Annotated in this window: 23 protein-coding genes; 15 read left to right on the forward strand and 8 right to left on the reverse strand. The window is 70.4% G+C overall.

What is annotated here, in order from left to right; translation table 11 throughout:
* Window positions 1-75 precede the first annotated feature (75 nt).
* The 4 genes from ACF08M_RS12235 to ACF08M_RS12250 all read left to right on the forward strand — a co-directional run bounded on the left by ACF08M_RS12235 (window position 76) and on the right by ACF08M_RS12250 (window position 8,656).
* A complete protein-coding gene (locus tag ACF08M_RS12235; protein WP_392185152.1) occupies window positions 76-3,027 on the forward strand; it encodes an FAD-binding and (Fe-S)-binding domain-containing protein in 2,952 nt (983 codons plus the stop codon).
* Between the two features lie 262 nt (window positions 3,028-3,289).
* The gene (locus ACF08M_RS12240) at window positions 3,290-4,762 is read left to right on the forward strand and encodes a Gfo/Idh/MocA family protein (RefSeq protein WP_392185153.1); all 1,473 of its coding nucleotides are present in this window, start codon (window positions 3,290-3,292) and stop codon (window positions 4,760-4,762) included.
* 217 nt (window positions 4,763-4,979) lie between these two features.
* Complete coding sequence (locus tag ACF08M_RS12245) at window positions 4,980-6,878, forward strand: ABC transporter transmembrane domain-containing protein (RefSeq protein ID WP_392185154.1); 1,899 nt, start codon at window positions 4,980-4,982, stop codon at window positions 6,876-6,878.
* Window positions 6,875-8,656, forward strand: a complete 1,782-nt coding sequence (locus tag ACF08M_RS12250) for an ABC transporter ATP-binding protein (protein ID WP_392185155.1) — start codon at window positions 6,875-6,877, stop codon at window positions 8,654-8,656. Before ACF08M_RS12245 ends, ACF08M_RS12250 begins: the two co-directional genes overlap by 4 nt.
* Before the next feature lie 169 nt (window positions 8,657-8,825).
* On the opposite strand, the gene ACF08M_RS12255 is transcribed toward ACF08M_RS12250, so the two are convergent.
* On the reverse strand, window positions 8,826-9,710 hold the full coding sequence (locus ACF08M_RS12255; RefSeq protein WP_392185156.1) for a nucleoside hydrolase: 885 nt from the start codon (window positions 9,708-9,710) through the stop codon (window positions 8,826-8,828).
* 126 nt (window positions 9,711-9,836) lie between these two features.
* Between ACF08M_RS12255 and ACF08M_RS12260 the strand changes: the two genes are divergently transcribed.
* On the forward strand, window positions 9,837-10,937 hold the full coding sequence (locus ACF08M_RS12260) for a LacI family DNA-binding transcriptional regulator (RefSeq protein WP_392185157.1): 1,101 nt from the start codon (window positions 9,837-9,839) through the stop codon (window positions 10,935-10,937).
* 24 nt (window positions 10,938-10,961) lie between these two features.
* On the opposite strand, the gene ACF08M_RS12265 is transcribed toward ACF08M_RS12260, so the two are convergent.
* Window positions 10,962-11,753: a metal-dependent hydrolase gene (locus ACF08M_RS12265; RefSeq protein WP_392185158.1), complete on the reverse strand. Its 792-nt coding sequence runs from the start codon at window positions 11,751-11,753 to the stop codon at window positions 10,962-10,964.
* Between the two features lie 138 nt (window positions 11,754-11,891).
* Here ACF08M_RS12265 and ACF08M_RS12270 point away from each other — a divergent pair, with 138 nt between their 5' ends.
* Window positions 11,892-14,405, forward strand: a complete 2,514-nt coding sequence (locus ACF08M_RS12270; protein WP_392185159.1) for a DUF3516 domain-containing protein — start codon at window positions 11,892-11,894, stop codon at window positions 14,403-14,405.
* Window positions 14,406-14,454: 49 nt separating this feature from the next.
* Entirely contained in the window at window positions 14,455-15,327 is an 873-nt protein-coding gene (locus ACF08M_RS12275; protein WP_392185160.1) for an acyl-CoA thioesterase, read from the forward strand.
* A gap of 12 nt (window positions 15,328-15,339) precedes the next feature.
* On the opposite strand, the gene ACF08M_RS12280 is transcribed toward ACF08M_RS12275, so the two are convergent.
* Entirely contained in the window at window positions 15,340-15,603 is a 264-nt protein-coding gene (locus ACF08M_RS12280; RefSeq protein ID WP_392185161.1) for a DUF6011 domain-containing protein, read from the reverse strand.
* A gap of 68 nt (window positions 15,604-15,671) precedes the next feature.
* Here ACF08M_RS12280 and ACF08M_RS12285 point away from each other — a divergent pair, with 68 nt between their 5' ends.
* Entirely contained in the window at window positions 15,672-16,391 is a 720-nt protein-coding gene (locus ACF08M_RS12285; RefSeq protein ID WP_392185162.1) for a hypothetical protein, read from the forward strand.
* A 57-nt stretch (window positions 16,392-16,448) separates the two neighbouring features.
* On the opposite strand, the gene ACF08M_RS12290 is transcribed toward ACF08M_RS12285, so the two are convergent.
* The 3 genes from ACF08M_RS12290 to ACF08M_RS12300 all read right to left on the reverse strand — a co-directional run bounded on the left by ACF08M_RS12290 (window position 16,449) and on the right by ACF08M_RS12300 (window position 17,983).
* Entirely contained in the window at window positions 16,449-16,730 is a 282-nt protein-coding gene (locus ACF08M_RS12290) for an SHOCT domain-containing protein (protein ID WP_392185163.1), read from the reverse strand.
* A gap of 103 nt (window positions 16,731-16,833) precedes the next feature.
* Window positions 16,834-17,280: a DUF6325 family protein gene (locus tag ACF08M_RS12295; RefSeq protein ID WP_392185164.1), complete on the reverse strand. Its 447-nt coding sequence runs from the start codon at window positions 17,278-17,280 to the stop codon at window positions 16,834-16,836.
* Window positions 17,281-17,545: 265 nt separating this feature from the next.
* The gene (locus ACF08M_RS12300; protein WP_392185165.1) at window positions 17,546-17,983 is read right to left on the reverse strand and encodes a hypothetical protein; all 438 of its coding nucleotides are present in this window, start codon (window positions 17,981-17,983) and stop codon (window positions 17,546-17,548) included.
* Between the two features lie 496 nt (window positions 17,984-18,479).
* Here ACF08M_RS12300 and ACF08M_RS12305 point away from each other — a divergent pair, with 496 nt between their 5' ends.
* Window positions 18,480-18,968, forward strand: coding sequence for a glutathione peroxidase (locus ACF08M_RS12305; RefSeq protein ID WP_392185166.1), 489 nt, complete (start codon window positions 18,480-18,482; stop codon window positions 18,966-18,968).
* Window positions 18,969-19,113: 145 nt separating this feature from the next.
* Here the strand turns inward: ACF08M_RS12305 and ACF08M_RS12310 are convergent, their stop codons facing one another.
* Window positions 19,114-20,340 (reverse strand): acyl-CoA dehydrogenase family protein, encoded by a 1,227-nt coding sequence (locus tag ACF08M_RS12310; RefSeq protein ID WP_392185167.1) that lies wholly within the window; start codon window positions 20,338-20,340, stop codon window positions 19,114-19,116.
* Between the two features lie 173 nt (window positions 20,341-20,513).
* Here ACF08M_RS12310 and ACF08M_RS12315 point away from each other — a divergent pair, with 173 nt between their 5' ends.
* A complete protein-coding gene (locus ACF08M_RS12315; protein WP_392185168.1) occupies window positions 20,514-21,164 on the forward strand; it encodes a TetR family transcriptional regulator in 651 nt (216 codons plus the stop codon).
* Window positions 21,165-21,176: 12 nt separating this feature from the next.
* On the opposite strand, the gene def is transcribed toward ACF08M_RS12315, so the two are convergent.
* Window positions 21,177-21,722, reverse strand: coding sequence for a peptide deformylase (gene def, locus ACF08M_RS12320; protein WP_392185169.1), 546 nt, complete (start codon window positions 21,720-21,722; stop codon window positions 21,177-21,179).
* A 114-nt stretch (window positions 21,723-21,836) separates the two neighbouring features.
* On the opposite strand from def, the gene ACF08M_RS12325 reads away from it, so the two are divergent.
* The 5 genes from ACF08M_RS12325 (at window position 21,837) to ACF08M_RS12345 (ending at window position 26,294) form a co-directional block, all read left to right on the forward strand.
* The gene (locus tag ACF08M_RS12325) at window positions 21,837-23,075 is read left to right on the forward strand and encodes a MurT ligase domain-containing protein (protein ID WP_392185170.1); all 1,239 of its coding nucleotides are present in this window, start codon (window positions 21,837-21,839) and stop codon (window positions 23,073-23,075) included.
* A 34-nt stretch (window positions 23,076-23,109) separates the two neighbouring features.
* Entirely contained in the window at window positions 23,110-23,835 is a 726-nt protein-coding gene (locus ACF08M_RS12330) for a type 1 glutamine amidotransferase (protein ID WP_392185171.1), read from the forward strand.
* A gap of 143 nt (window positions 23,836-23,978) precedes the next feature.
* A complete protein-coding gene (locus ACF08M_RS12335; protein ID WP_392185172.1) occupies window positions 23,979-25,007 on the forward strand; it encodes a 6-phosphofructokinase in 1,029 nt (342 codons plus the stop codon).
* 111 nt (window positions 25,008-25,118) lie between these two features.
* Window positions 25,119-26,069, forward strand: a complete 951-nt coding sequence (locus ACF08M_RS12340; protein ID WP_392185173.1) for a cytochrome c oxidase assembly protein — start codon at window positions 25,119-25,121, stop codon at window positions 26,067-26,069.
* A 66-nt stretch (window positions 26,070-26,135) separates the two neighbouring features.
* A complete protein-coding gene (locus tag ACF08M_RS12345) occupies window positions 26,136-26,294 on the forward strand; it encodes a hypothetical protein (RefSeq protein WP_389799927.1) in 159 nt (52 codons plus the stop codon).
* The last annotated feature ends 30 nt before the right edge of the window (window positions 26,295-26,324 follow it).

Below are 26,324 nucleotides of genomic sequence, written 5' to 3' on the forward strand. Positions count from 1 at the left end.
TCACCCGATGGGCGCCGCGTGCGCGCCGTACCGAACAAGAACAGACAAGTACAGAACCGCCGAGGAGAGCTCGACATGCCACTGCTGGAGCCGAAGCCGGAAGCACTCCGCCCTGGTGCGGTGCGCACCCCGTCCCCGGACCGGGTCCCGGACCGGCAGGCTCCGGGGACGCCCGGACCGCTGCGCCGCGAGCTGACCGACCTGCTGGGCCCGGAGAAGGTGCTGTGGAAGGTCTCCGACCTGGTGAAGTACGCCTCCGACGCCAGTCCCTACCGGTTCGTCCCCCAGGTCGTCGTGGTCCCGGAGGACATCGGCGACATCTCGGCGATCCTGTCGTACGCACACGGAAAGGGCCGCGAGGTCGTCTTCCGGGCGGCCGGCACCAGTCTGAACGGCCAGGCACAGGGCGAGGACATCCTCGTCGACGTACGCCACCACTGGGCGGGCATCGAGGTCCTGGGCGGCGGCGCTCGGGCCCGCATCCGGCCGGGGACGACGGTCCTGCGGGCCAACGCCGCCCTCGCCCGGCACGGCCGGCTGCTGGGTCCCGATCCGGCCAGCGCCATCGCGTGCACGATCGGCGGAGTCGTCGCCAACAACGCCTCCGGAATGACCGCGGGGACGACCCGCAATTCGTACCGCACCGTCTCCTCCCTCACCTTCGTGCTGCCGAGCGGCACGGTCGTCGACACCGGCGCCCCCACGGCGGACGAGGACCTGGCCCGTGCCGAGCCGCGGCTGTGCGAGGGACTGCTGGCGCTGAAGGCGGAAATCGAGGCGGATGCCGAGCTCACCGCCCGGATCCGCGCCAAGTACGAGATCAAGAACACCAACGGCTACCGGCTCGACGCCTTCCTGGACGGCTCGACGCCCGTACAGATCCTGCGCGGCCTGATGGTCGGCTCCGAGGGCACCTTCGGCTTCATCTCCGAGGTCGTCTTCGACACCCTGCCGCTGGACCGGCGCATCACCACGGCCCTGCTGTTCTTCCCCTCGCTGACCGCGGCGGCGGCCGCCGTGCCCCGCTTCAACGAGGCGGGGGCGATCGCCGTCGAACTGATGGACGGCAATACGCTGCGCGCGTCAGTGAGCGTCCAGGGCGTGCCCGCGGACTGGGCCGAGCTGCCCAAGGAGACCGCGGCGCTGCTGGTGGAGTTCCGGGCGCCGGACGGGGCCGGCCAGGAGGCGTACGAACGGGCGGCGGCGGCCGTCGTCGACGGGCTCGACCTGGTTGCCCCCGTGGCGTCGGTGACCAATGAGTTCACCCGCGACGCCAAGGTCATCTCCGGCTACTGGAAGGCCCGCAAGGCGTTCGTCACCGCGGTCGGCGGCTCCCGGCCCTCGGGCACGACACTGATCACCGAGGACTTCGCGGTGCCGCCCTCCCGGCTGGCCGACGCCTGCGAGGCCCTGCTCGGGCTCCAGGCGGAGCACGGCTTCGACGCCGCCGTCGCCGGTCACGCGGCGCACGGCAATCTGCACTTCCTGCTCGCCTTCGATGCCGCGAAGCCGTCCGACGTCGACCGCTACGCCGCTTTCATGGACGACTTCTGCCGGCTGACGGTGGACCGCTTCGACGGCTCCCTGAAGGCGGAGCACGCCACCGGCCGCAATATCGCCCCCTTCCTGGAGCTGGAGTGGGGTCCGAAGGCGACCGAGCTGATGTGGCGCACGAAGCAGATCATCGATCCCGACGGGGTCCTGGCCCCCCGCGTGGTCCTCGACCGCGACCCGAAGGCCCATCTGCGCGGGCTGAAGACCATTCCCAAGGTCGAGCTCATCGCCGACCCCTGCATCGAGTGCGGTTTCTGCGAGCCCACCTGCCCCAGCCACGACCTGACCACCTCGCCGCGCCAACGGATCGTGCTCCGCCGCGAGATGATGCGGCAGTCCGGCGGCTCCCCGGTGGAGGCGCAGTTGCTCGACGCGTACGGCTACGACGCCGTCGACACCTGCGCGGGCGACTCGACCTGCAAGCTCGCCTGCCCGGTCGGCATCGACACCGGGGCCATGATGAAGGACTTCCGGCACCAGCGGCACTCGCCCCGAGAGGAGCGGATCGCGGCGCTCACCGCGAAGAACTTCAAGGCGGTGGAGGCGGCGGCCCGGCTCGCGGTCGCCGCGGCCGACCGGATCGGCGACCGGATCGGCGACGGGCCGCTGGAAACGATCACCGGGCTCGCCCGTAAGGCCGTACGCCCCGATCTGGTGCCCGAGTGGCTGCCCGAGATCCCCGGTGCCGCCGCCCGCAAACTGCCTCGCACCTCCCGTGTCGGGGCGAGCGCCGTCTACTACCCGGCGTGTGTGAACCGTATCTTCGGCGGGCCCGAGGGCCATCGCGGCCCGTCGCTGCCGCAGGCGGTCGTCGCCGTCTCCGCCCGCGCCGGAAAGCCGGTGTGGATCCCGGACGATGTCGCGGGGACCTGCTGCGCCACGATCTGGCACTCCAAGGGATACGACGCGGGCAACACCGTGATGGCCAACCGCATCGTGGAGGCGGCCTGGGGCTGGACGGCGGGCGGAAAGCTGCCGCTGGTCGTCGACGCCTCGTCGTGCACCCTGGGCATCGCCCATGAGGTGGTGCCCTATCTCACCGACGAGAACCGGGAGTTGCACCGGGAGCTGACCATTGTCGACTCCCTGGTCTGGGCGGCCGACGAACTGCTTCCCGAGCTGACGGTCCTCCGCAAAATCGGTTCGGCGGTCCTGCATCCGACGTGTTCCATGCAGCATCTGGACGACGTGGAGCAACTGCGTACGGTCGCGGAGGCCTGCGCGGAAGAGGTCGTGGTCCCTGACGACGCCGGGTGCTGCGCCTTCGCGGGTGACCGCGGCATGCTGCACAAGGAGCTGACGGCCTCCGCTACGGCGAAGGAGGCCGCCGAGGTGAACGCGCGGGAGTACGACGCGCATCTCTCCGCCAACCGGATGTGCGAGATCGGAATGGACCGGGCCACGGGGCGCTCGTACTACTCGGTGCTGCTGGAGCTGGAACGGGCGACGCGGCCGGGGGCCGTCGTGCGCTGATCTCCGGGACCGTCCGGGGGCTGTCCCGTCCTCGGCCGCCCGACGGTACCGGTCGTCCCGCCCCGGACCGTCAACCCCTGTACTCGATCGCCGGGCGGGCTCGGATTCCGAGCCCGCCCGGCTTTTGCATGGCCACGAAAGTCCATGGTTTCGAAGCGGGAGTCCAATCACTCCCCTTGCGCATCAGCAGCACCAACTACCAAGGTCCTTCACGAGCTTCATTCAACAGCCGCGCACGTCAGACCCCCCTTCTGGAGGATCGATGAACGACGCAGCACAGCCGAACGACGGTACGCAGGACAGCGGCGAAGGATCGTTGAGCCGCCGCTCGGTCCTGTGGACGACCGCCTCAGTGGCCGGTGCCGGGCTCGCCCTCGGCGGTCTCGGCAGCGGCACAGCAGCCGCCGCAACCCCCACCCGCAGCCCGGAGGCCGCTACCGCGGAACAGCTGGATCGGGCGGCCGTCCCGAAGCGCCAGGGGCGCACCATGGTGGGAGTGCCGTTCGACCGGCGTTCCACCGTACGGGTCGGGCTGGTCGGCCTCGGCAACCGCGGTGGCAGCATGATCGATCTCTTCCTCGCCGTCAGCGGCGTACAGGTCGTCGCCGTCTGTGATCCGGTCCGGGCCAAGGCGGAACGGGCGGCCGCGAAGGTGACCGCAGCGGGTCAGCCGGCGCCCGCCGTCTACACCAATGGCGAGGACGACTACGAGAATCTCTGCAAGCGCGGGGACATCGACTTCGTCTACGTGGCTACGCCCTGGGACTTCCACTTCGAGATGGCGAAGACCGCCCTGCTGAACGGCAAGCACGTCGGCGTGGAGTGTCCCCTCGCTCTCCAGCTCGACCAGCTGTGGGAGTTGGTCGATCTCTCCGAGCGCACCAGACGCCACTGCATGCAGCTGGAGAACTGCTGTTACGGGCAGAACGAATTGCGGGTGCTGCGCATGGCGCATGCCGGCCTGTTCGGCGACCTCCTGCACGGCGCGGGCGCGTACAACCACGATCTGCGCGGCCTGATGTTCGACCCGGGGTACTACGAAGGGCCCTGGCGCAGGCTGTGGCACACCAGGCTGCGTGGCGACCTCTACCCCAACCACGGCTTCGGCCCGGTCGCCAACTACATGGACATCAACCGTGGCGACCGTGCGGTGAGCATCACCAGTGTGGGATCCCCGTCCCTCGGACTCGCCGAGTACCGCGAGAAGCACATGCCCGCCGGTGATCCGAGCTGGAAGGAAACCTACGTCGAGAGCGACCGGACGATCAGTCTCGTCCAGACCGCCAAGGGGCGGGTGATCCGGCTGGAGCACGATGTGTCGACGCCGCATCCGTACTCGCGCATCAACAGCCTGGGCGGTACGAAGGGGGTCTTCGAGGATTATCCGGCCCGTATCTACATCGAGCCCGACCACACCGACGACAACTGGGGTGACTTCTCGAAGTACACGCAGTGGGACCACTGGCTGTGGAAGAAACACGCCAACCCGCCCGGCGGTCACGGCGGCATGGACTACATGCTGGTGTTCCGGCTGATGCAGTGCATGCGGCTCGGGCTCGTCCCCGACTTCGATGTGTACGACGCGGCGACGTGGACGTCGCCCGTGCCGCTCAGCCATCTGTCCATCAAGGCGAAGGGCGCGCCGCAGCAGATCCCGGACTTCACGCGCGGTGAGTGGAAGAAGGCCCGCTCCGGCATGGACTCGGAGGATCCGGAGGGTCCGGAGAAGGCCTGACCGGCCGACGCGACGGAGTGCGGGGCCCGGCCCCGGCCGGGCTCGACCGGGCCGGGCCGAGCCCCGCAGCGCCTTCCCCTCCCGCCCGCATCACGACCATGGCGCGATGCGGGCCGTTCGAGGGGAAAATCGATTGCTCCGACGGGCCCTGCGGGGTGAACCTGGCACGGTTTGAGGCATTCACCGGACAAACCGACACACCGAACCATGGGACGTCATGCAGATTCGCGATCTTCCGTACTCGGATCCTGGCGATCCCGATGTCAGGTCGGGCCCACGCTTCCTGCTCTGGCTCGGTCGCAATCAGCTCCGCGGCCAGCTCAAGTCCATGTCCTGGGGCCTGTTGCACCAGTGCTCCCTGGCCGGACTGCCACCTGCCGTCGGCTTCGCCGTGCAGGCCGTCGTCGACCGTTCCGGCAGCCGGCTCGCCTGGTCGGGCGGCCTGATCGCGGTCCTGGGCGTGCTGATCGCGCTGGGCGACACCATGCTCCACCGGACCGCCGTCACCAACTGGATCACCGCCGCCGCGCGCGTTCAGCAACTGCTGGCCCGTAAGACCGCGGAGCTCGGCTCGGCGCTGACCCGCCGGGTCGCCGCGGGCGAGGTCGTCGCGGTCTCCACCGGCGACGTCGAGAAGATCGGCTGGTTCGTCGAGGCGCTCTCCCGTTTCGCCTCGGCCGCTGCCGCCCTGGTGCTGATCTGCGTGGGGCTCATCCTCTATCTGCCGTCGCTGGGCATCCTGGTGACGCTCGCCATGCCGTTGCTGGCTCTGGCGGTGCTGCCGCTGCTCCCCCGGGCGACCCGGCGCGCCGACCTCCAGCGCGAGAAGGCGGGCAAGGCCACCGAGCTGGCCTCGGACACCGTCGCCGGGTTGCGGGTGCTACGCGGGATCGGCGGCGAGGAGTTGTTCCTCGGCCGCTACCGGCGCGCCTCCCAGGAGGTCCGCAAGGCCGCGGTGCGCAGTGCGCGGATGTGGTCGCTGATCTCGGCGATCCAGGTGCTCCTGCCGGGCGTGCTGCTCATCTCGCTGGTCGTGTACGGGGCGACGCTGGCGCAAGACGGCCGGATCGAGGTCGGTCAGCTGGTCACGGTGTACAGCGCGGCGACGCTGTTGCTGTTCCCGCTGCGCCACTTCGAGGAGATCGCGATGGCGTACTCCTTCTCCCGGCCCTCCGCCAAACGCGCGGTCCGGGTGCTCTCGCTGCACCGCACGGCCCAGCCCTCGACCCTCGAGGCCACACCGGCCGGCGATCTGTACGACCCGGTCACCGGGCTGATGGCTCCGGCGGGCCTGTTCACCGCGGTGGTCTGCGGCGATCCGGACGCGGCGGGCCGGCTGGCCGAACGGCTGGGCGGACATGCCCACCAGGACGCGGGCGCGGACGAGGGCACCGACGGGAACGCGGCGAAGGACTCGTCGGGCGGGGCGGAGAGCGGCGGGCGCGCCTCCACGGACACCGTCGACGCGGAGCCGAAGCTCCCGTCCGTCCTGCTCGGTGGCGTACCGCTGGACGAACTCCCGCTGGACTCCGCCCGGACGGCGGTGCTGGTCCAGGACAAGGACCCGGTCCTGCTCTCCGGCACACTGCGCGAGCTGCTCGGTGTTCCGTCGTCGGGACGGGTGTCCGCCGCGGACGCGCTGTCCGCCGCCCAGTGCGGTGATGTGCTGGACTCGTTGGCGCAGGCGTCCGTCGGCACGGACGGCGACCCGATGACGACACGCATCACCGAACGCGGGCGTTCTCTCTCGGGTGGTCAGCGCCAGCGGCTCGCCCTGGCCCGCTCCCTGGTGACCGACCCGGAGGTGCTGATTCTCGACGAACCGACGTCCGCCGTCGACTCGCACACGGAGGCCCGGGTCGCCGCCGGATTCAAGGCGCTGCGCCAGGGCCGTACCACCGTGGCGTTCGCTTCGTCGCCGCTGTTGCTCGATCTGGCCGACCGGGTGGTGCTGGTGCACGGGGGGACGGTCGTCGCTGTCGGCGCACACCGGGAACTGCTGCGTTCGGACCCTCGTTACCGGGCGGTCGTGACGCGCGAGACGGACGAAGAGATCGCTGTCCCGGCGGCTCAGGACAGACTCAGGACGATCGAGGAAATCGAGGAACGGGCATGATCGGCGTCGCAGAACCGGCGTACGACCCGGCCGCACCGGAGTCGGCGACCACCCTGCCGGTCGGTTCCCCCGCCACCGTGCGCAGCTATGTGCGGGAGCTGCTGGGGCGCCACCGCAGGCCGTTCGCCGTGCTGGTCTCGTTCAACGCCATCGCGGTGATCGCCTCGATCGCCGGCCCGTATTTGCTGGGCGGACTGGTCGAGGACCTCTCCGACGGTGTCACCGACCTCCATCTGGAGCGCACCGCCGGGGTGTTCGCCCTCGCGCTGATCGTGCAGACGGTGTTCACCCGGATGATGCGTCTGCGCAGCGCGATGCTCGGCGAGGAGATGCTGGCCGACCTGCGCGAGGACTTCCTCGTACGGTCGGTGGGGCTGCCACCGGGCGTGCTGGAGCGGGCCGGGACGGGTGATCTGCTCTCCAGGATCACCACGGACATCGACCGGCTGGCCAACGCGATGCGCGAGGCCGTGCCGCAACTGGCGATCGGCGTGGTGTGGGCGGGGCTGTTGCTGACCGCGCTCACCGCGACGGCTCCGCCGCTGGCGCTCTCGGTGCTGGTCGCCCTGCCGGTCCTGATCATCGGCTGTCGCTGGTACTTCAAACGGGCTCCGTCCGCGTACCGTTCGGAGGCCGCCGGATACGCCGCGGTCGCGGCGGTGCTCGCGGAGACCGTGGACGCCGGGCGGACCGTGGAGGCGCATCGTCTGGGTGCGCGCCGGGTGGCGCTGTCGGACACGCGTATCCGGCAATGGACCGCCTGGGAACGGTACACACTCTTCCTCCGTTCGGTGCTCTTCCCGGTCATCAACGCCACCTATGTGACGGTTCTCGGCACGGTGCTGATGCTCGGCGGCTGGTTCGTCATCGAGGGCTGGCTGACTGTGGGTCAGTTGACGACGGGGGCGCTGCTGGCGCAGATGATGGTCGATCCGATCGGCCTGATCCTGCGCTGGTACGACGAGTTGCAGGTCGCTCAGGTGTCGCTGGCCCGGCTGGTCGGCGTGCGGGACATCGAACCGGACGCGGGCGACGCGGAGGTGGTCCCGGACGGCCGGGACGTACGGGCCGACGAGGTGCGCTTCGGCTACCGCGCCGGGGTGGACGTTCTGCACCGGGTGTCGTTGGACGTGGCACCGGGCACACGCCTCGCGCTGGTCGGCCCGTCCGGGGCCGGCAAGTCCACGCTGGGCCGCCTGCTGGCCGGGATCTACGCGCCGCGCACAGGTGAAGTGACGCTCGGTGGCGCGGAGTTGTCGCGAATGAAGGCGGAGTACGTACGTACGCATGTGGCACTGGTCAACCAGGAGCACCATGTGTTCGTGGGGTCGCTGCGGGACAACCTCCTGCTGGCCCGGGCCGGTGCCGAGGACGCCGAGCTGTGGGCGTCGCTCGCGGCGGTCGACGCGGACGGCTGGGCGCGGGCACTGGAGGAGGGGCTGGACTGCGAGGTGGGCTCCGGCGGTCTGGCGCTGACGCCGGCTCAGGCCCAGCAGATCGCACTGGCCCGGCTGGTCCTGGCCGATCCGCACACCTTGGTGCTGGACGAGGCGACGTCGCTGCTGGACCCGCGGGCCGCCCGGCACCTGGAGCGGTCGCTGGCCCGGGTGCTGGACGGCCGTACGGTCGTGGCGATCGCCCACCGGCTGCACACCGCGCACGACGCGGATGTGATCGCGGTCGTCGAGAGCGGCCGGATCAGTGAACTGGGCAGCCATGACGAGCTGGTGGCGGCGGACGGGGCCTACGCGGCGCTGTGGCGGTCCTGGCACGGCTGAGACACGATCCTGTCGGGTGCTCCGGGGTGTGGGCCGAATCGGCCGCAACCGGACCGGTGCCGGTTCCGCCGCACCAGGCGGCCCCTCAGAGCCTGTCGGGTGACCTCTGATCGGGCGGCCACGCCCCTGGGCACGCACGCTACCCGATCGAAGGTCACCCGACAGGCGCTCAGCCGCGGTGGGAGGCCTGGACGATCCTCGCGACGATCTCCTCCGCGATGGCTTCCATGTCCGCGTCCGCGACGAGGTCCACGTGGCCGTCCGGGTCGGCCGTGAAGACGGTCAGCCCTTCGTCGGTGACCTCGACCGTGCCGCGTTCGGTGGTGTAGAGGTCGGGGCGCAGCAAGGAGAGCACGGTGATCGGGTCGTGCGGGACGCTCCACGGGTCGCCGGTGAAGCCGGTCCAGGCGTCGATCTCGCGGGCGAGCGCGGCACCGTGGGCGCCGGCTTCCCGGATCGCCTCGATGCCGGGCTGTTCGATGCGCAGCCGCGTGGTGATGTCCAGGCCGGTGACGACGGTCCGGATGCCGGAGCCGAACACGATGCGGGCGGCCGTGATGTCGCAGACGATGTTGTGCTCGGCCTCGGCTCCGGGACCGAAGCTGCCGCCCATCAGGCAGAGCGTGCGCACGCCCGCGGCGAAGCGGTCGTCGAGGCGGATCGCGCGGGCGATGTTGGCGAGCGGGGCGATGGCGATGACATCGGTCGCGCCGGGGCGGGCGAGCACGGAGTCGACGAGGAAGCGGTCGGCGGCGACGGTGTCGCGTACCGGCTCGGTCTCCAGGTCGGTGAAGGCCTTGCCCTCGTGTCCGGCCCACCAGACCTCCTTGCCGGAGAGGGTGTCGGTGGCTCCGGGTACGACGGTGAGGTCGTGTCCGGCGAGGGCGCCGAGCCGGTGCGCGAGGCGGGCCCGGAGCAGGGTGTCGCCGTAGACGGTGGTGATGCCGCCGATCCGGGCCTCGGGTGAGCCGAGCAGCACGCCGAGGGCGAGGGCGTCGTCGACATCGCTGCCGATGTCGGTGTCCAGGAGGATGTGGGCGAAGGGCTGAGTCACGGTGTTCCTCGGTTCGTCGGGACGGGTTTCGACGGTCGGGCGGGCGGTTCGGCCTGCGGTCGCTTCGGACCGCTGCCCGCGATCGACTGGGTGAAATACCGCTGTCGCAGAAGGACGACGAGCGGGATGACGGTCAGGACGACGGAGGCGGCGAACACCTGGCCGTGGTCGGCGACCGTCTGCCCCTGGCAGGGTGCCGCACGCGATCGGGCCGAGTTGTCCGTCCGGTTCGGTTCCGACGAGCAGCGGCCACGGGCAGGACTGCCACGGGAAGGCGAGCAGGGTCGGGCCGGCCCCGATCAGAGCTCCTCATACACCTCTCCGGACGTCCGCGCCCGGGTCGAGGACGTCGTACAGCGCCTCGGCTACCAGGCCGACCCGTCGGCACGCGGCCTGCGCACCCAGCGCACCCGCACCCTCGGCCTGGTCGTCCCGGACATCACCAACCCGTTCAACACCTCGATCGCCGCGGGCATGCAGGAGATCGCTCTGCCCCATGAGTACCTGACGGTCGTCTGCGAGGCCCCCATGGACGGCCCGCACCTGCCCGCGGTGATCCGGCAGCTGGTGGCGCGCCGGATCGACGGCCTCGTGATCGGCCGGTACGGCGTCACCCGGCGCGATCTGGAGAAGGTCGTGGCATCGGGGTCGAAGCTGGTACGGCTCGGCGGACGGCTGGAGACGGCGCTCGGCGATGTGGTCAGGGCCGCCGAGACCGAGGGGATGCACGACCTGGTCAGCCATCTGGTGGGCCGCGGCTACCGCCGTATCGCGTTCATCGGCGGCACACCGGGGGTGGAGCCGGGCGAGGAGCGGTTCGCGGGCTACCGCAAGGCACTGGAGTCGGCGGGGCTGCCGGTCCCGAACGAGCTGGTCGTCTGGACCGGGTTCACCCGCGAGGGCGGACGGGCCGGGGCCGCGGCCGTGCTGGACGCGGCGCAGCGCCCGGACGCCGTGGTGTGCGCCAACGACCTGATCGCGATCGGCGCACTGGACACCGCACGGGCCGCCGGACTGCGGGTGCCGCACGACGTGGCGATCACCGGGTACGACGACATCGAGGCGGCCTCACTGGTCTCCCCCGCGCTCACCACCGTGCTCAACCCGGCCCGGGAGATCGGGCGTTCGGCCGCACAGCTGCTGGTCGACCGGCTCGACGGAGACGGCACCGGGACGGCCAGGGAGATCGTGCTGGCCCACCGCCTGGTGCCGCGCGAGTCCGCCTGAGGCCACCGGCGCCGAACGCGGTGGTCAGATGAAGTTCAGCGCCGCCGCCCCGCTCAGTCCCCCGAGCACCATGAAGGCCGGCATCAGCACCTTCAGCTCCACCCAGCTGCCCGCCCGGAACCGCATGCCCTTCGGCGGCCCTATCGGGTACCAGCGCTTGCGGCCCAGCGGGATGGGCCACAGGATCGGGCAGCCGGAGACGGTCAGCGCATCACCGATGTCGTGGACGAGGGCGCCGAGCACGATCGGCAGCCCGAGCCACAGGTACTCCTGGCCGGGGGCGCTGAACAGCCAGTCCGAGCCGTTTCCCGGTTTGTCCAGGACTCCGGCCAGTATCCAGGCGCTGGTCGCGCCGAGCAGCCACACCAGGACGTCACTGGACATCCGGGCGGCCCGCCACAGCAGTCCTTCGACGGCGAGCACCAGGTGGACGAAGAGGATCGCCAGGACCGCCCACCGGCCGCCGATGATCGCCGCGGCGGAGGCCCCGCCGCCGATCAGGACCGCCCACAGCCAGGTGTGCGTCAGGGTCCGGTGACCGCCGTTCCTGCGCGGGTCGCCGGAGCCCCGGGTCGCCTTGTAGACGGCGTGCGAGAGCTTGTCGACGATCTCGCACAGTCCCCGGGAGACCGGCCCGAAGGCCCGCGAGATGGTCGCGGACTTGTGGTCGAGGTCGGGGGCGAGCGCGGCTCCGGCGGTGATCAGGGCGCCGACGACCAGGACGGGCCACGGCATCGCGTGGCCGGCGGCGGCCGCCGCCGCGCCCACCCCCAGCCAGGCCGCTGCCCCTGACAGAGAGTGTGCCGGTCCCATCATGATTCTTCCCGCCCCCAAAATCGTCCTGCTGCCATTGCCGCCCGGGCACGGCCGAGTTGAGTGGGAAGCGTATCGTCCGTGATCTTCATACGGTCGTCCGGTTCCCTCATCCGGGCGGAAGGCAGGCAAGATGGGGGCGTGACCCTTATCGATCAGCTGCCCCCGACCGACGACCCCGACGTCCTCTTCGAGGCTTTCTCGTCATGGACCGAGACGCAGGGCATCACCCTCTACCCCGCTCAGGAGGAGGCGCTGATCGAGGTGGTCTCCGGCGCGAACGTGATCCTTTCCACCCCCACCGGCTCCGGAAAGAGCCTGGTCGCGGCGGCCGCGCACTTCACCGCGCTGGCCCAGGACAAGGTCACCTTCTACACCGCGCCGATCAAGGCACTGGTCTCGGAGAAGTTCTTCGACCTGTGCAAGCTGTTCGGTACGGAGAACGTCGGCATGCTCACCGGCGATGCCTCGGTCAACGCCGACGCCCCGGTGATCTGCTGCACGGCCGAGGTGCTGGCCTCGATCGCGCTGCGCGACGGGAAGTACGCCGACATCGGCCAGGTCGTGATGGACGAGTTCCATTTCTACGCCGAACAGGACCGCGGCTGGGCCTGGCAGATCCCGCTCCTGGAGCTGCCGCAGGCCCAGTTCGTCCTGATGTCGGCCACGCTCGGCGACGTCAGGATGTTCGAGGAGGACCTGACCCGCCGCACCGGCCGCCCCACTTCCGTGGTGCGCTCCGCGACCCGGCCGGTGCCACTCAGCTACGAGTACCGGCTGACCCCGATCACCGAGACCCTCACCGAGCTCCTGGAAACCAGGCAGTCGCCGGTGTACATCGTGCACTTCACCCAGGCCGCGGCCGTCGAGCGGGCGCAGTCGCTGATGAGCATCAACATGTGCACCAAGGAGGAGAAGGAGAAGATCGCCGATCTGATCGGCAACTTCCGCTTCACCACCAAGTTCGGCCAGAACCTCTCCCGCTACGTGCGGCACGGCATCGGGGTGCACCACGCGGGCATGCTGCCGAAATACCGGCGCCTGGTGGAGAAGCTCGCCCAGGCCGGTCTGCTGAAGGTGATCTGCGGTACGGACACCCTCGGCGTCGGTGTCAACGTGCCCATCCGCACCGTGCTGTTCACGGCGCTCACCAAATACGACGGCACGCGCGTGCGTACGCTGCGCGCCCGTGAGTTCCACCAGATTGCGGGCCGCGCGGGCCGGGCCGGGTTCGACACGGCGGGCTTCGTCGTGGCGCAGGCGCCCGAGCACGTCATCGAGAACGAGAAGGCCGTCAGGAAGGCGGGCGACGACCCGAAGAAGAAGCGCAAGGTGGTGCGGAAGAAGGCCCCCGAGGGCTTCGTCGCCTGGTCGGAGACCACCTTCGACAAGCTGATCCAGTCCGATCCGGAGCCGCTGACCTCACGCTTCCGGGTCACGCACACGATGCTGCTGTCCGTGATCGCGCGTCCCGGGAACGCCTTCGAGGCGATGCGGCGTCTGCTGGAGGACAACCACGAGCCGCGCAGGGCGCAGCTGCGTCACATCCGCCGGGCCATCGCGATCTACCGCTCGCTGCTGGACGGCGGCGTCGTGGAGCGGCTCGACGCCCCGGACGCGGAGGGCCGTATCGTCCGGCTCACCGTCGATCTCCAGCAGGACTTCGCGCTCAACCAACCGCTGTCCACCTTCGCGTTGGCCGCGTTCGACCTGCTGGACCCCGACTCCCCGTCGTACGCGCTGGACATGGTCTCCGTCGTCGAGTCGACGCTCGACGACCCCCGGCAGATCCTCGCCGCCCAGCAGAACAAGGCGCGCGGCGAAGCGGTCGGTCAGATGAAGGCGGACGGTGTCGAGTACGAGGAGCGGATGGAGCTGCTCCAGGACGTCACGTACCCGAAGCCGCTGAGCGAGCTGCTGTGGCACGCGTACGACGTGTACCGCAGGAGCCACCCGTGGGTCGGTGACCATCCGGTGTCGCCGAAGTCGGTGATCCGCGACATGTACGAACGCGCCATGACGTTCACGGAGTTCACCTCCAACTACGAACTGGCGCGCACCGAGGGCATCGTGCTGCGGTATCTGGCGAGCGCGTACAAGGCGCTCGAGCACACCATCCCGGACGACATCAAGTCCGAGGACCTGGAGGACCTGATCGCCTGGCTCGGCGAGATGGTCCGCCAGGTGGACTCCAGCCTGCTCGACGAGTGGGAGCAGCTGGCCAACCCGGAGGTGGAGACCGCCGAGGAGGCACAGGAGCGGGCCGACGAGGTGAAGCCGGTCACGGCCAATGCCCGCGCCTTCCGGGTACTGGTGCGCAACGCGATGTTCCGCCGGGTCGAGCTGGCCGCGCTGGACAAGGTGGGCGAACTCGGTGACCTGGACGGCGACGCGGGCTGGGACGAGGACGCGTGGGGCGAGGCGATGGACGCCTACTGGGACGAGTACGACGACCTGGGCACCGGTCCGGACGCCCGCGGGCCGAAGCTGCTGAAGATCGACGAGGACGCCGCGCACGGTCTGTGGCGGGTGCGGCAGACCTTCGCCGACCCGAACGGCGACCACGACTGGGGCATCAGCGCGGAGATCGACCTGGCCGCTTCCGACGAGGAGGGCCGGGCCGTCGTCCGGGTCACCTCGGTGGGGCAGCTGTGAGGGCGTACGCCGTGGGGGCGGCGCCGCTCGGGGAATGGAGACGAACCGCATGACGAACCCCGCCGAGCGCCTGGTCGATCTGCTCGACCTGGAGCGGATCGAGGTCAACATCTTCCGTGGGCGCAGCCCCCGGGAGTCCCTGCAGCGGGTCTTCGGCGGGCAGGTGGCCGGGCAGGCGCTGGTCGCGGCCGGCCGTACCACCGACGGGGACCGGCCGGTCCATTCGCTGCACGCCTACTTCCTGCGTCCGGGGCGTCCGGGTGTGCCGATCGTCTACGAGGTGGAGCGCGTCCGGGACGGCCGGTCGTTCACCACCCGCCGGGTCACGGCGGTCCAGCAGGGCCGGACGATCTTCGATCTGACGGCGTCGTTCCACCGGCCGGAGGAGCCGGGGTTCCAGCACCAGCTGCCGCCCGCCCGCGAGGTCCCCGGCCCCGAGGAGCTGCCGACCGTCGCCGAGGAGGTGCGTGAGCACCTCGGTGCGCTGCCGGAGGCGCTGGAGCGGATGGCGCGTCGGCAGCCGTTCGACATCCGGTACGTCGACCGGCTGCGGTGGACGCGGGAGGAGGTCGAGGGCGCGGACCCGCGCAGCGCGGTCTGGATGCGCGCGGTCGGCCCGCTGGGCGACGACCCGCTGGTGCACACCTGCGCGCTGACGTACGCCAGCGACATGACGCTGCTCGACGCGGTCCGCATCCCGGTGGAGCCGCTGTGGGGCCCGCGTGGATTCGACCTTGCGTCGCTGGACCACGCGATGTGGTTCCACCGGCCGTTCCGGGCGGACGAGTGGTTCCTCTACGACCAGGAGTCGCCGATCGCCACCGGCGGCCGGGGGCTGGCGCGCGGCCGGATCTACGACCGCGGGGGCAATCTGCTGGTGTCCGTGGTGCAGGAGGGACTCTTCCGCAGCCTCGGCGCGTAGCCGGGTGACGGTTCAGATGCCGGGGAGCGGGTCCTGTTCGACCTCGTGGCGACGGGTGCGGATCTCCGGGGGTGCCGGGTGCAGTTTGGCGTCGCAGGCGGGGCCGAGACCGGTACGGCGTGACTCCGTACCGGTGAGCGGGCGACCGCACATGCGGCAGCGCACCACCGGTCGGCGGGCGGACGGGCCGGCCGGACCGTCCTCGGGGAGGGGCTCGGCTCCGGACTCGGGGAAGGGTCCGGGCCGGGGTTCGGGGAGGGGGTCGGCGCAGTCCACGAATCGATCTTCTCAGGCACCCGTCTACTCTGCGACTTCCCAGTAGCGCACGACGGAGGAGTTCGCGGGTGAGCAGCGTGCTGACATTGAAGCCGGTCCCCCGGCCGACGAAGGACAGGCAGGCGGAAAAGAAGGCGGAACAGGACGCCGCCCGGGAAGCGGTCGCGCCCATCGGCCATGTCGTCGAGTTCACCGACGCCCCCGGCGGCGATTCCCGGGTGGTCGCCCATGTGGAGCGCGAACTCCCGCCCGGCGGGATACCGGCGTATCTGGAGGCCCGCAAGACGGGTGCGCGTTCCTTCGTCCTGTGGGCCGACCCCGACCGCCGGGCCCGGCTGGCCACCCTGTCCACCGCCTCGGCGGCCGACGGCGTCGCCACGTACCAGGTGTGGGGCGCGCAGGGCGAGCTCATCGGCACGCTCGTCCGTGAGAAGGCCCTTTCCGGGAAGGGGCTGCGAACCCGCTGGACGGTCGCCCAGACCGGTTGCCCGGAGGCGGTCGGCCTCAAGGGCCGGATCTTCTGGTGGTACGTGTGGTGGCTGCTGCTGCCCATCCAGGTGGCCATCGGTGTCGGCAGCCTCCTGAGCGGCAGCGGCGATGCGGCGCGCGGGCCCCGGCGCATCATCTGGCGGGCCGGCCAGGAGGTCCCGTTGGAGTTCCGGTCGGACGACGACGAGGTCCATGTCCACGCCGCGTGGGTCGACTGGCGGCTCGCCGCCGCGCTGTCGGCGCTGATCCGCACCTTCGACAGCTGGATGGGCACTCCTTGGGACGACAAGCGCCGGTGAGCCGGGCGCCCGTCCGGAGATGGCTGCGGAGCGGGCCCCGAACGCGCCCCCGACCGGTCAGGAGGCGAGGATTCTGGCCTTCTGCGCCTCGAATTCGGTGTCGTTCAGCACTCCTCGGTTCTTGAGGTCACCGAGCTCCTTGAGCTGGCCGATCTTGTTGCTCATCTCTTCCTCCGGCGCGAGGGACGTGGGAGCGGGCGGCGGCGGGGCGGCCTGGGCCCGGGAGGCGTCCTGCCGAGCCCAGCGGCCCGCCTGCCGCCGGGAGACCCGGTTGGACACCGAGGTGGCGGTTCCGGCGATCACCGCTGTACGGGCGACGCCACGAAGAAGGCCTGGCATGGTGCATCTCCTTTGACTGACTCTGCGGGGTCGGCGGGCCCGGCGGAGCTCCGCCGGGACGGCCGGCCCGGCGGTTCCGCGAACGGTTCGGGCCCCGAACGGGTCAGGCCCTGGACTCGGCCGCGTCGAGCGAGGCCAGGACTTCCTGGATGGGGATCCGCCCGTTGGCGACGAGGCGTCCGCCGGAACGGCGCAGGGCGGCCGCGAACGGTGCCGCCCACACGTTCTCGTAGATGAGGATTCCGGCAGCGCTGCCGGGTTCGAGGACCGTGCTCGCCTCGTCGATGTCGTCACGGCCGATCAGTCCCGAGGACACCCCTTCGAACACGATGAGTTCGTCGCCGCCGTCCCCGGTCAGCTCGGAGAGTTCCACGCCCTCGACCGAACCGTCCGGGTTCTTCCTGACGAACGTCAGATCCAGGATCCGGATGATGCCCCGGTCGACCAGGTCGACCAGCAGGGGCAGTCCTTCACCCGTCACCCGGTTTCCCGCCGGGAACTCGACCACCAGATAGTCGATCGGTCCCGTCTCGTCGCTCTCGCCGGTCACGTCAGCTCCTCAGACATCTCGACTGCCCCGGTTCCGCCGGAGGCCACGGCCTCCGTCATTGCACCAGCGGGCGGACCGGAACGCATCTCGGCCACGGGCCCGGAGGGCGTGGTCCCTCGTTGGGCCATTGGACTGATGGCGAGTCACTCGCCCGGCCGAGTGGTGCGAGCCGTACCACTCCTGTCCCCGCCGCCGCGGATGGTGGTCGCGCGCGGACGGTCGGTGGGGCAGGCCCGCGTTCCTGCGGGGAAGGCGGAGAGATGCGTCAGGCGATCTTCTCCTGCTGCGGTTCCGCGCACAGTGCCCAGAGGATGAAGACGTTGATCGCGATGAGCACGATGGACCAGAACGGGTAGAAGGGCAGCCAAAGGAAGTTGGCGAGTGCGCCCAGGCCCGCCAGCACGATGCCCACGACGCGTGCCCAGGTCGCACCGGTGAGCAGCGCACAGCCCGTGAGGAGGATGACGGCGCCCAGGATGAGGTGGATCCAGCCCCATCCCGCGAGGCTGAACCGGTACACGTAGTTGTGCGTGGCGATGAACAGGTTGTTCTTGGTGATGGCCGCGATCCCTTCGAAGATCGCCATCGCCCCGCCGAAGATCATCAGAACCGCGGCGAAGGCGGTCCAGCCGTACCGGATGGGAAAAGGCGTACGCGGGGTGGCGTCACGCGCCACACTCGGCCCGCTGCTGGCACTGGCCATATCGGCCTCCTCGGGTAGCAGAGCAGCCCCGGTGGCACCGCGTGGGCTCGCCGGGACCTCCCGAACCAGCGTGGCACGACAATGTCCTGTCAGCAGAACAACCGTGTCCCGGCCGCACCTCCGGGCCCTTCGCGCTTCCACTGCCCGGGGCCGGATCAGGTCCGCTACGCGCTGTTGATCGTCCTGCCGTGAAGACCGTGCACTATGTGAACCCGCCGACGGCCGCGAAAGCCGTGAGACCCCTGGGAGGACCTGCCTCATGACCGGGGGTGTTCCGGTTTCCCGACCCGAACTGGTCACCTAAGCCGATGAGTTGGCTACCCTCCTGGTGGAGAACGCGGACGGCGGATCATCGACGGGCCGTTGCCCCGCACATGGGGAACCCGCGGACCGGCCGCCGAATCCGAACATCCGGGCGCTGGGGGGTTCGGGTTCGTGGTGATCAACCGGTGGGCACGACAATGGCTGTGGAAGCCACCCTCACAAGGAGAACCTCATGACGCTGTACGACATCCCCCTGCGCACGCTCACCGGCGAGCCCACCTCCCTGGCCGACTACCGCGGCCGGGCGGTCCTCCTGGTGAACGTCGCGTCGAAGTGCGGGCTCACCCCGCAGTACGCGGGCCTGGAACGGCTCCAGAACGCGTACGGGGACCGCGGTTTCACCGTGCTCGGCGTGCCGTGCAACCAGTTCGCCGGCCAGGAGCCCGGAAGCGCGGAGGAGATTCGGACCTTCTGCTCGACGACGTACGGCGTCAGCTTCCCGCTGCTGGAGAAGACCGACGTGAACGGCGAGGAACGCCACCCGCTCTACGCCGAGCTGACCGCCCTCGCGGACGAGGACGGCGAGGCCGGTGACGTCCAGTGGAACTTCGAGAAGTTCCTCATCTCCCCGTCGGGCGAGCCGGTCGCACGTCTGCGCCCGCGCACGGAGCCGGAGGACCCGGAGCTCATCGCCGCCATCGAGTCCCAGCTGCCCGCCTGACCGGTTCCGCTCTCGGCGCTGGACGTCCGCCCTTTCCGGCGATGGCCGGACGGCCGGGATTCCGGCCCGTCCGGCCATCGAGGACCGCGGGGTGCGGGCGGCACAAGCAGGAACCGCGCGCACCACCGCCCCACCCCGCCCCGCGTCAGCGGATCGGCATGCCCGAGAGGGTGCGGGCGATCACCAGGCGCTGGATCTCGCTCGTGCCCTCGAAGATCGTGTAGATCGCCGCGTCCCGGTGCATCCGCTCCACCGGGTACTCGCGGGTGAAGCCGTTGCCGCCGAGGATCTGGACGGCCTGCGCGGTGACCTTCTTCGCCGTCTCGCTCGCGTACAGCTTGGACATGGAGCCCTCGGCCGAGGTGAACGGCTTGCCGGTGGTCGCCATCCAGGAGGCGCGCCAGACCAGCAGCCGGGCCGCGTCGATCTGCGTACGCATGTCGGCGAGCTGGAAGGCGACGCCCTGGTTGTCGATGATCGGCCGGCCGAACTGGGTGCGGGTCTTCGCGTAGTCCAGTGCGACCTCGTACGCCGCACGGGCGGTGCCGACCGCCATGGCGCCGACCGCGGGGCGGGAGGCCTCGAAGGTCGCCATCGCCGCGTTCTTCACCCGCTCGCCACCGGACGCGGCGCGCTCGCGGGCCCGGGCCAGGCGCTGGTCGAGCTTCTCCTTGCCGCCGAGCAGGCAGTGGCCGGGGACGCGGACGTCCTCCAGGACGACCTCGGCGGTGTGCGAGGCACGGATGCCGTGCTTCTTGAACTTCTGGCCCTGGGAGAGGCCGGGGGTGCCCGGCGGCACGATGAACGAGGCGTGCCCCTTGGAGCCGAGCTCCGGGTCGACCACGGCGACGACGACATGGACGTTGGCGATCCCGCCGTTGGTCGCCCAGGTCTTGGTGCCGTTCAGCACCCACTCGTCCTTGGCCCGGTCGTACACCGCACGGGTGCGCATCGAGGCGACGTCGGAACCCGCGTCCGGCTCGGAGGAGCAGAAGGCCGCGACCTTGACGTCGTCGGCGTCGCCGTACATCTGCGGGATCCAGGTGCCGATCTGCTCCTCGGTGCCGTTGGCGAGGACGCCCACGGCCGCCAGGCCGGTACCGACGATCGACAGGGCGATGCCCGCGTCCCCCCAGAAGAGCTCCTCCATCGCCATCGGGATCCCGAGCCCCGTCGGGTCGAAGAACTGCTGGGCGTAGAAGTCGAGGGAGTAGATGCCGACCTTGGCCGCCTCCTGGATGACGGGCCAGGGCGTCTCCTCACGCTCGTCCCACTCCGAAGCCGCGGGACGGATCACATCCGCGGCGAAGCCGTGAAGCCAGTCACGGACCTGCTTCTGGTCATCGTTGAGTTCGAGCGTGAACTCCGACATGTTCCCCTCCACGTACTACCCTGAAAACCACTCGTTACCTACGGTAACAGCAGTCTGTTACCGACAAGTAGCCTCTGTCAACCGCCCGGGTTCCCATCCGCACGCCGCCGGGCGGGGTGTTACGTTGCGCAGGCAGGACCCAATGTGCATGGCCAGGGGCGGGGAGAGGCGACATGGAGACCACACGACAGGCCGAACGGCAGCGGACAGCGGCCGAGAGCCGCCGCCGCGAGCTGCTCGAAGCCGCCGACCGCGTGGTGCTCAGGGACGGACCGGGCGCCTCGATGAACGCCATCGCGGCGGAGGCCGGAATCACCAAGCCCATCCTCTACCGGCATTTCGGCGACAAGGGCGGCCTCTACCGCGCCCTCGCCAAGCGCCACACCGACGCCCTGCTGATCGCCCTGCGGGCGGCGCTGGACGCACCCGCCGAGCGCCGTCGGCGCGTGGAGTCGACGCTCGACACCTATCTGGCGGCGATCGAGGCCCGCCCACAGGTCTACCGCTTCCTGATGCACCCGTCCGACGATTCGGCGCCGTCGACCGAGCAGGGTTTCGATGTCGGACGGCACTCCGCGCCGCTGCTGCGCAGGCTCGGCGAGGAACTGGCCCTGGTGATAGCCGAGCGGGTGGACCTGGGCCCGGACAACGAGGCCATGGCCCGCATCTGGGGCCACGGCATCGTCGGCATGATGCATGCCGCGGGCGACTGGTGGCTCGGGGAACGCCCCTGCTCCCGCGAACAGTTGGTGCGCAGCCTGGCGGATCTGCTGTGGGGCAGGCTGGCAGATGCGCGCGACCGGCCCGGCGGTCCGGGATTCTGAGGCGCCGTACGGTCAGCCGCCTTTCGCCCAGGGCGCCCGGCGGGCCGCGCGCAGCGCCCTCGCCCTGCGCAGCCCGGTCAGCCGGTCCGTGTAGACCATGCCGTCGAGATGGTCGCACTCGTGCTGGAGGCAACGGGCGAAGAAGCCGGTCCCGGTGACCCGTACCGGCTCGCCCGTGACGGTCACGCCCGCGACGACGGCACGGTCGAAGCGCGGCGTACCGGCCTCGATCCCGGGCAGTGACAGACAGCCCTCCGGACCGCGTACGGTGATGCCGTCCGCCTCGACCAGCTCCGGGTTGACGAGATGTCCGAGGTGACGGACGTCGTCGTCGTCCGGGCAGTCGTAGACGAACACCCGCAGCGGAACGCCGACCTGATTGGCCGCGAGCCCGACGCCCTGGGCCGCGTACATGGTGGCGTACATGTCCTCGACGAGGCGGGCGAGCGAGGGACCGAAGTCCGTGACAGGCTCGCACGCGCCGTGCAGCACCGGGTCACCGAGCAGACTCATGGCGTGAATCAGTCCGGAACTGCCGGGGATCGGGCGGTTTCGCATGGCGGCAATCGTACGTTCCACGTGACCTCCGCCTCCCCGGCGGTGCCGCGGTGCGGCCGTCCCGCCGGACATCGATAGGCTGGGCGTGGACCGATGCAAGGAGGATCTAGGACGATGGCAGGCAACACGGAGCCGCTGTCGCCGCGGGCGAAGCTGGCCGTGACGGCGGGTAAGGCCGCGGCAGCGGTGTCGCGCGCTGCGGGGCGCGGCAGCGGATCGGTGATCGGCGGCCGGGTGGCACTCAAGCTCGACCCCGACCTGCTGGGGCGGCTGGCGCAGCACCTGGACGTGATCCTCGTGTCGGCGACGAACGGCAAGACGACGACGACCCGGCTGATCGCGGAGGCACTGCGGGCCGCGGGCCCGGTCGTGTCCAACGCTCTCGGCGCGAACATGCCGGCAGGCATCACCTCGGCACTGGCGGGCGGCTCGGACGCGAAGTACGGCGTCATAGAGGTCGACGAGAAGTATCTCGCCGGGGTCGCACGCGACACGACGCCGAAGGTGATCGCGCTGCTCAACCTCTCCCGCGACCAGCTGGACCGCGCCGCGGAGACCCGGATGCTCGCGGAGAAGTGGCGTGAGGGGCTGTCCGGCTCGAAGGCCGTGATCGTCGCGAACGCCGACGATCCGCTGATCGTCTGGGCGGCGTCCTCCTCCCCCAACGTGGTGTGGGTCGCGGCCGGCCAGGCGTGGAAGGACGACGCCTGGTCCTGCCCGTCCTGCGGCGGTGTGATGCAGCGCCCCGGCGACGACTGGTTCTGCGGCGAGTGCGGATTCCGCCGCCCGGCCCCCAGCTGGGTGCTGCACGGCGACTACGTCCTGGACCCGCACGGTTCGGCGTGGCCCATCCACCTCCAGCTGCCCGGCCGCGCCAACAAGGCCAACGCCACCAGCTCCGCCGCCGTGGCCGCCGTCTTCGGTGTGCCGCCCCAGGTGGCGCTGGAGCGGATGTACCAGGTGCAGGCCGTCGCGGGCCGCTACGACGTGGTCAGCTTCCTCGGCCGTGAGCTGCGGCTGCTGCTGGCGAAGAACCCGGCGGGCTGGCTCGAAACGTTCTCGCTGATCGACCCGCCGCCCACCCCGGTGGTCCTCTCCGTCAACGCCCGCGGCGCGGACGGTACGGACACCTCCTGGCTGTGGGACGTGGACTACACCCAGCTCGCCGGTCACCCGATCTTCGTGCTCGGCGACCGCAAGCTGGACCTCGCGGTCCGTCTCGAAGTGGCCGGTCTCGACTTCCGGGTCTGCGAGAGCCTCGACGAGGCCGTGCAGCAGTCCCCGCCCGGCCGTATCGAGGTCATCGCCAACTACACCGCCTTCCAGGACCTGCGCCGTCGTGTCGGCAACTGACCCCGGCCCCGGCCACCTCCGGAGAGGACGAAGCATGAGCAACGGTCTGCGTCTGGTCTGGGTCTACCCCGACCTCCTCAGCACCTACGGCGACCAGGGCAACGCGCTGGTCGTGGAGCGCCGGGCCCGGCAGCGCGGCCTCGACGTGCAGCGCGTCGATGTCCGCAGCGACCAGCCGGTCCCGACGTCCGGCGACATCTATCTGATCGGCGGCGGTGAGGACCGTCCGCAGCGGCTCGCCGCGGAGCGGCTGCGCCGCGACGGCGGGCTCAGCCGGGCCGCGTCCAACGGCGCGATCATCTTCTCGGTCTGCGCCGGGTACCAGATCCTCGGCCATGAGTTCATCAACGACCTCGGTGAGCGCGAGGCCGGTCTCGGGCTGCTCGACGTGGTCTCCACCCGCGGCGAGGGGGCCCGGTGCGTCGGTGACGTACTGGCCGACATCGACCCGCGCCTCGGTCTGCCACCGCTGACCGGTTTCGAGAACCACCAGGGCGTCACCCATCTCGGCCCGACGGCACGCCCGTTCGCCCGGGTGCAGTTCGGCGGGGGCAACGGCACCGGTGACGGCACCGAGGGCGCGTACAACGACACCGTCTTCGGTACGTACATGCACGGGCCCGTGATGGCGCGCAACCCGCTGATCGCGGATCTGCTGCTGAAGCTGGCGCTCGATGTCAACGCCCTGCCGCCGACGGACGACCGCTGGTACGAGGCGCTGCGCGCCGAGCGCATCGCGTCGGCGACCCAGCCCGCCTGATGAGGCACATTTCGCTCAGCTGAGCGGCGTCCAGCAGGCGGACGCCCGGTTCGGTCCCGCCACCCTGCGCCGGTAGGGTGGCGGGGATCCAACCGGACGACGTGGTCCGGTCGTCGGCCCACGTTGCAAAGGTTTCCCGGGCAATGCGAATTGGTGTACTCACCTCCGGCGGCGACTGCCCCGGCCTGAATGCCGTCATCCGTTCTGTCGTGCATCGCGCGGTGGTCGACCACGGCGACGAGGTCATCGGCTTCCACGACGGATGGAAGGGTCTCCTGGAGTGCGACTACCGCAAGCTCGACCTCGACGCGGTCGGCGGCATTCTCGCCCGCGGCGGTACGATCCTCGGCTCCTCCCGGGTCCAGCCCGCCCATCTGCGCGGTGGCGTCGAACAGGCCCGGGGCCATGTCGCCGATCTCGGCCTCGACGCGATCATCCCGATCGGCGGCGAGGGCACGCTGAAGGCGGCCAACCTGCTCTCCGAGGCGGGCCTGCCGATCGTCGGTGTACCGAAGACGATCGACAACGACATCGCCTCCACCGATGTGACGTTCGGCTTCGACACCGCCGTCGGTGTCGCCACCGAGGCCCTCGACCGGCTGAAGACGACCGCCGAATCGCACCAGCGGGTGCTCATCGTCGAGGTCATGGGCCGCCACACCGGCTGGATCGCCCTGCACTCGGGCATGGCCGCCGGTGCGCATGCCATCGTCGTGCCCGAGCGGCCCTTCGACATCGACGAGCTGACCGAACTGGTCGGCAAGCGCTTCTCGGCCGGCAAGAAGTTCGCGATCGTGGTCGTCGCCGAGGGCGCCAAGCCGCGCGAGGGTTCCTCCATGGAGATCGAGCGGGGCACCACGGACATCTACGGGCACGAGCGGTTCGCCGGGATGGCGACGCAGCTCTCCGTCGAACTGGAGCAGCGCCTCGGCAAGGAGGCCCGCCCGGTGATCCTCGGCCATGTGCAGCGCGGTGGCACCCCGACCGCGTACGACCGGGTGCTCGCCACCCGTTTCGGCTGGCACGCGGTCGAGGCCGCGCACCGCGGCGAGTTCGGCATGATGACGGCGCTGCGCGGCACGGACATCGTGATGGTGCCGCTGAGCGAGGCCGTGGAGACCCTGAAGACGGTCCCGGCCGAGCGGTACGCCGAGGCGGAGTGCGTGCTCTGAGCGACACCCTGTCCGACGAACTGCCCCCGGCCGCAGCTGCGGTCGGGGGCAGTTCTACTCTGGTCGGGACAACCGGCACGAAACGGGGACGTCCCCAGCGGGAGTGAACAGATGGATCACAGCGGGCACGGCATGAACATGGATCTGCCGCCGTTCACGCTGGGACGCGGGCTCCAATTCTCCGCGGACCCGTTCTTCCTCATCGGCTGCCTTCTCGCGATCGGCCTGTACGGGTACGCCGTACTGCGGCTGCGCGGGCGCGGGGACAGCTGGCCGGTCGGCCGGACCGTGTTCTTCGTCGTCGGCGTGCTGTCCATCGCCCTGGTGATGTGCACGAAGCTGAACGACTACGGCATGGTCATGTTCAGCGTGCACATGGTGCAGCACATGGTGATCAGCATGCTGTCGCCGATCCTGCTGCTGCTGGGCGCTCCGGTGACCCTGGCGCTGCGTGCGTTGCCGGTCGCGGGCCGTGGCCGCACGGGTCCGCGCGAGCTGCTGCTCAAGCTGCTGCACAGCCGGTACATGAGGGTCATCACACATCCGGTCTTCACGATTCCGATGTTCATCGCCAGCCTGTACGCCCTGTATTTCACCCCGCTCTTCGACTTCCTGATGGGTTCGAAGACCGGACACATCGCGATGATGGTGCACTTCCTCGCGGTCGGCCTGGTGTTCTTCTGGCCGATCATGGGCGTCGACCCGGGGCCGCACCGGCCCGGCTATGTGATGCGGATGCTGGAGCTGTTCGCTGGGATGCCGTTCCACGCGTTCTTCGGCATCGCGCTGATGATGGCGACGACGCCGATGGTGGGAACGTACAAGCATCCGCCGGCCTCGCTGGGCATCGACGCACTGAGCGACCAGGGCTGGGCGGGCGGGATCGCCTGGGCGTTCAGCGAGATCCCGTCGGTACTGGTGCTGATCGCGCTGGTCTTCCAGTGGTACCGCTCCGAGCAGCGGGCCGCCAAGCGTTCCGACCGTGCGGCCGACCGGGACGGGGACCAGGAGCTGCAGGCGTACAACGCCTATCTCGCCTCGTTGCAGGCGCGCGGACAGTAGCGGTGTGCATGCCTCCGGGGTGACGATGGCCTCCACGGCCAGGCGGCCGAGGAGGAGGGTACGGACATGTCCGGATCCACGAAGACCATGGGCGTGATCACCGTGGCGGCCCTGGTGGCGGTCACCGCCTACACGGTGGCGCTGGGGAGCAGTGGCTGGCTCTGGTTCGGGTGGGTGGTGCTCGGGCTGATCACCCTGGGGATGGCCGCGACGCGCGAATCCTGAACCGGCCGGCTCGTCCGACTCAGGACTGGC

The organism is Streptomyces sp. NPDC015032 (genome assembly GCF_043080425.1).
In the GTDB taxonomy this organism is placed as follows: domain Bacteria; phylum Actinomycetota; class Actinomycetes; order Streptomycetales; family Streptomycetaceae; genus Streptomyces.

Coding starts and splice junctions, on each gene's coding strand:
- ACF08M_RS12305 (WP_392185166.1), top strand. CDS start 18,480: ATGACGCTGTACGACATCCCCCTGCGCACGCTCACCGGCGAGCCCACC.
- ACF08M_RS12235 (WP_392185152.1), top strand. CDS start 76: ATGCCACTGCTGGAGCCGAAGCCGGAAGCACTCCGCCCTGGTGCGGTG.
- ACF08M_RS12325 (WP_392185170.1), top strand. CDS start 21,837: ATGGCAGGCAACACGGAGCCGCTGTCGCCGCGGGCGAAGCTGGCCGTG.
- ACF08M_RS12315 (WP_392185168.1), top strand. CDS start 20,514: ATGGAGACCACACGACAGGCCGAACGGCAGCGGACAGCGGCCGAGAGC.
- ACF08M_RS12340 (WP_392185173.1), top strand. CDS start 25,119: ATGGATCACAGCGGGCACGGCATGAACATGGATCTGCCGCCGTTCACG.
- ACF08M_RS12245 (WP_392185154.1), top strand. CDS start 4,980: ATGCAGATTCGCGATCTTCCGTACTCGGATCCTGGCGATCCCGATGTC.
- ACF08M_RS12345 (WP_389799927.1), top strand. CDS start 26,136: ATGTCCGGATCCACGAAGACCATGGGCGTGATCACCGTGGCGGCCCTG.
- ACF08M_RS12335 (WP_392185172.1), top strand. CDS start 23,979: ATGCGAATTGGTGTACTCACCTCCGGCGGCGACTGCCCCGGCCTGAAT.
- ACF08M_RS12275 (WP_392185160.1), top strand. CDS start 14,455: ATGACGAACCCCGCCGAGCGCCTGGTCGATCTGCTCGACCTGGAGCGG.
- ACF08M_RS12240 (WP_392185153.1), top strand. CDS start 3,290: ATGAACGACGCAGCACAGCCGAACGACGGTACGCAGGACAGCGGCGAA.
- ACF08M_RS12250 (WP_392185155.1), top strand. CDS start 6,875: ATGATCGGCGTCGCAGAACCGGCGTACGACCCGGCCGCACCGGAGTCG.
- ACF08M_RS12330 (WP_392185171.1), top strand. CDS start 23,110: ATGAGCAACGGTCTGCGTCTGGTCTGGGTCTACCCCGACCTCCTCAGC.
- ACF08M_RS12300 (WP_392185165.1), bottom strand. CDS start 17,983: ATGGCCAGTGCCAGCAGCGGGCCGAGTGTGGCGCGTGACGCCACCCCG.
- ACF08M_RS12290 (WP_392185163.1), bottom strand. CDS start 16,730: ATGCCAGGCCTTCTTCGTGGCGTCGCCCGTACAGCGGTGATCGCCGGA.
- def (WP_392185169.1), bottom strand. CDS start 21,722: ATGCGAAACCGCCCGATCCCCGGCAGTTCCGGACTGATTCACGCCATG.
- ACF08M_RS12260 (WP_392185157.1), top strand. CDS start 9,837: ATGACGGTCAGGACGACGGAGGCGGCGAACACCTGGCCGTGGTCGGCG.
- ACF08M_RS12310 (WP_392185167.1), bottom strand. CDS start 20,340: ATGTCGGAGTTCACGCTCGAACTCAACGATGACCAGAAGCAGGTCCGT.
- ACF08M_RS12265 (WP_392185158.1), bottom strand. CDS start 11,753: ATGATGGGACCGGCACACTCTCTGTCAGGGGCAGCGGCCTGGCTGGGG.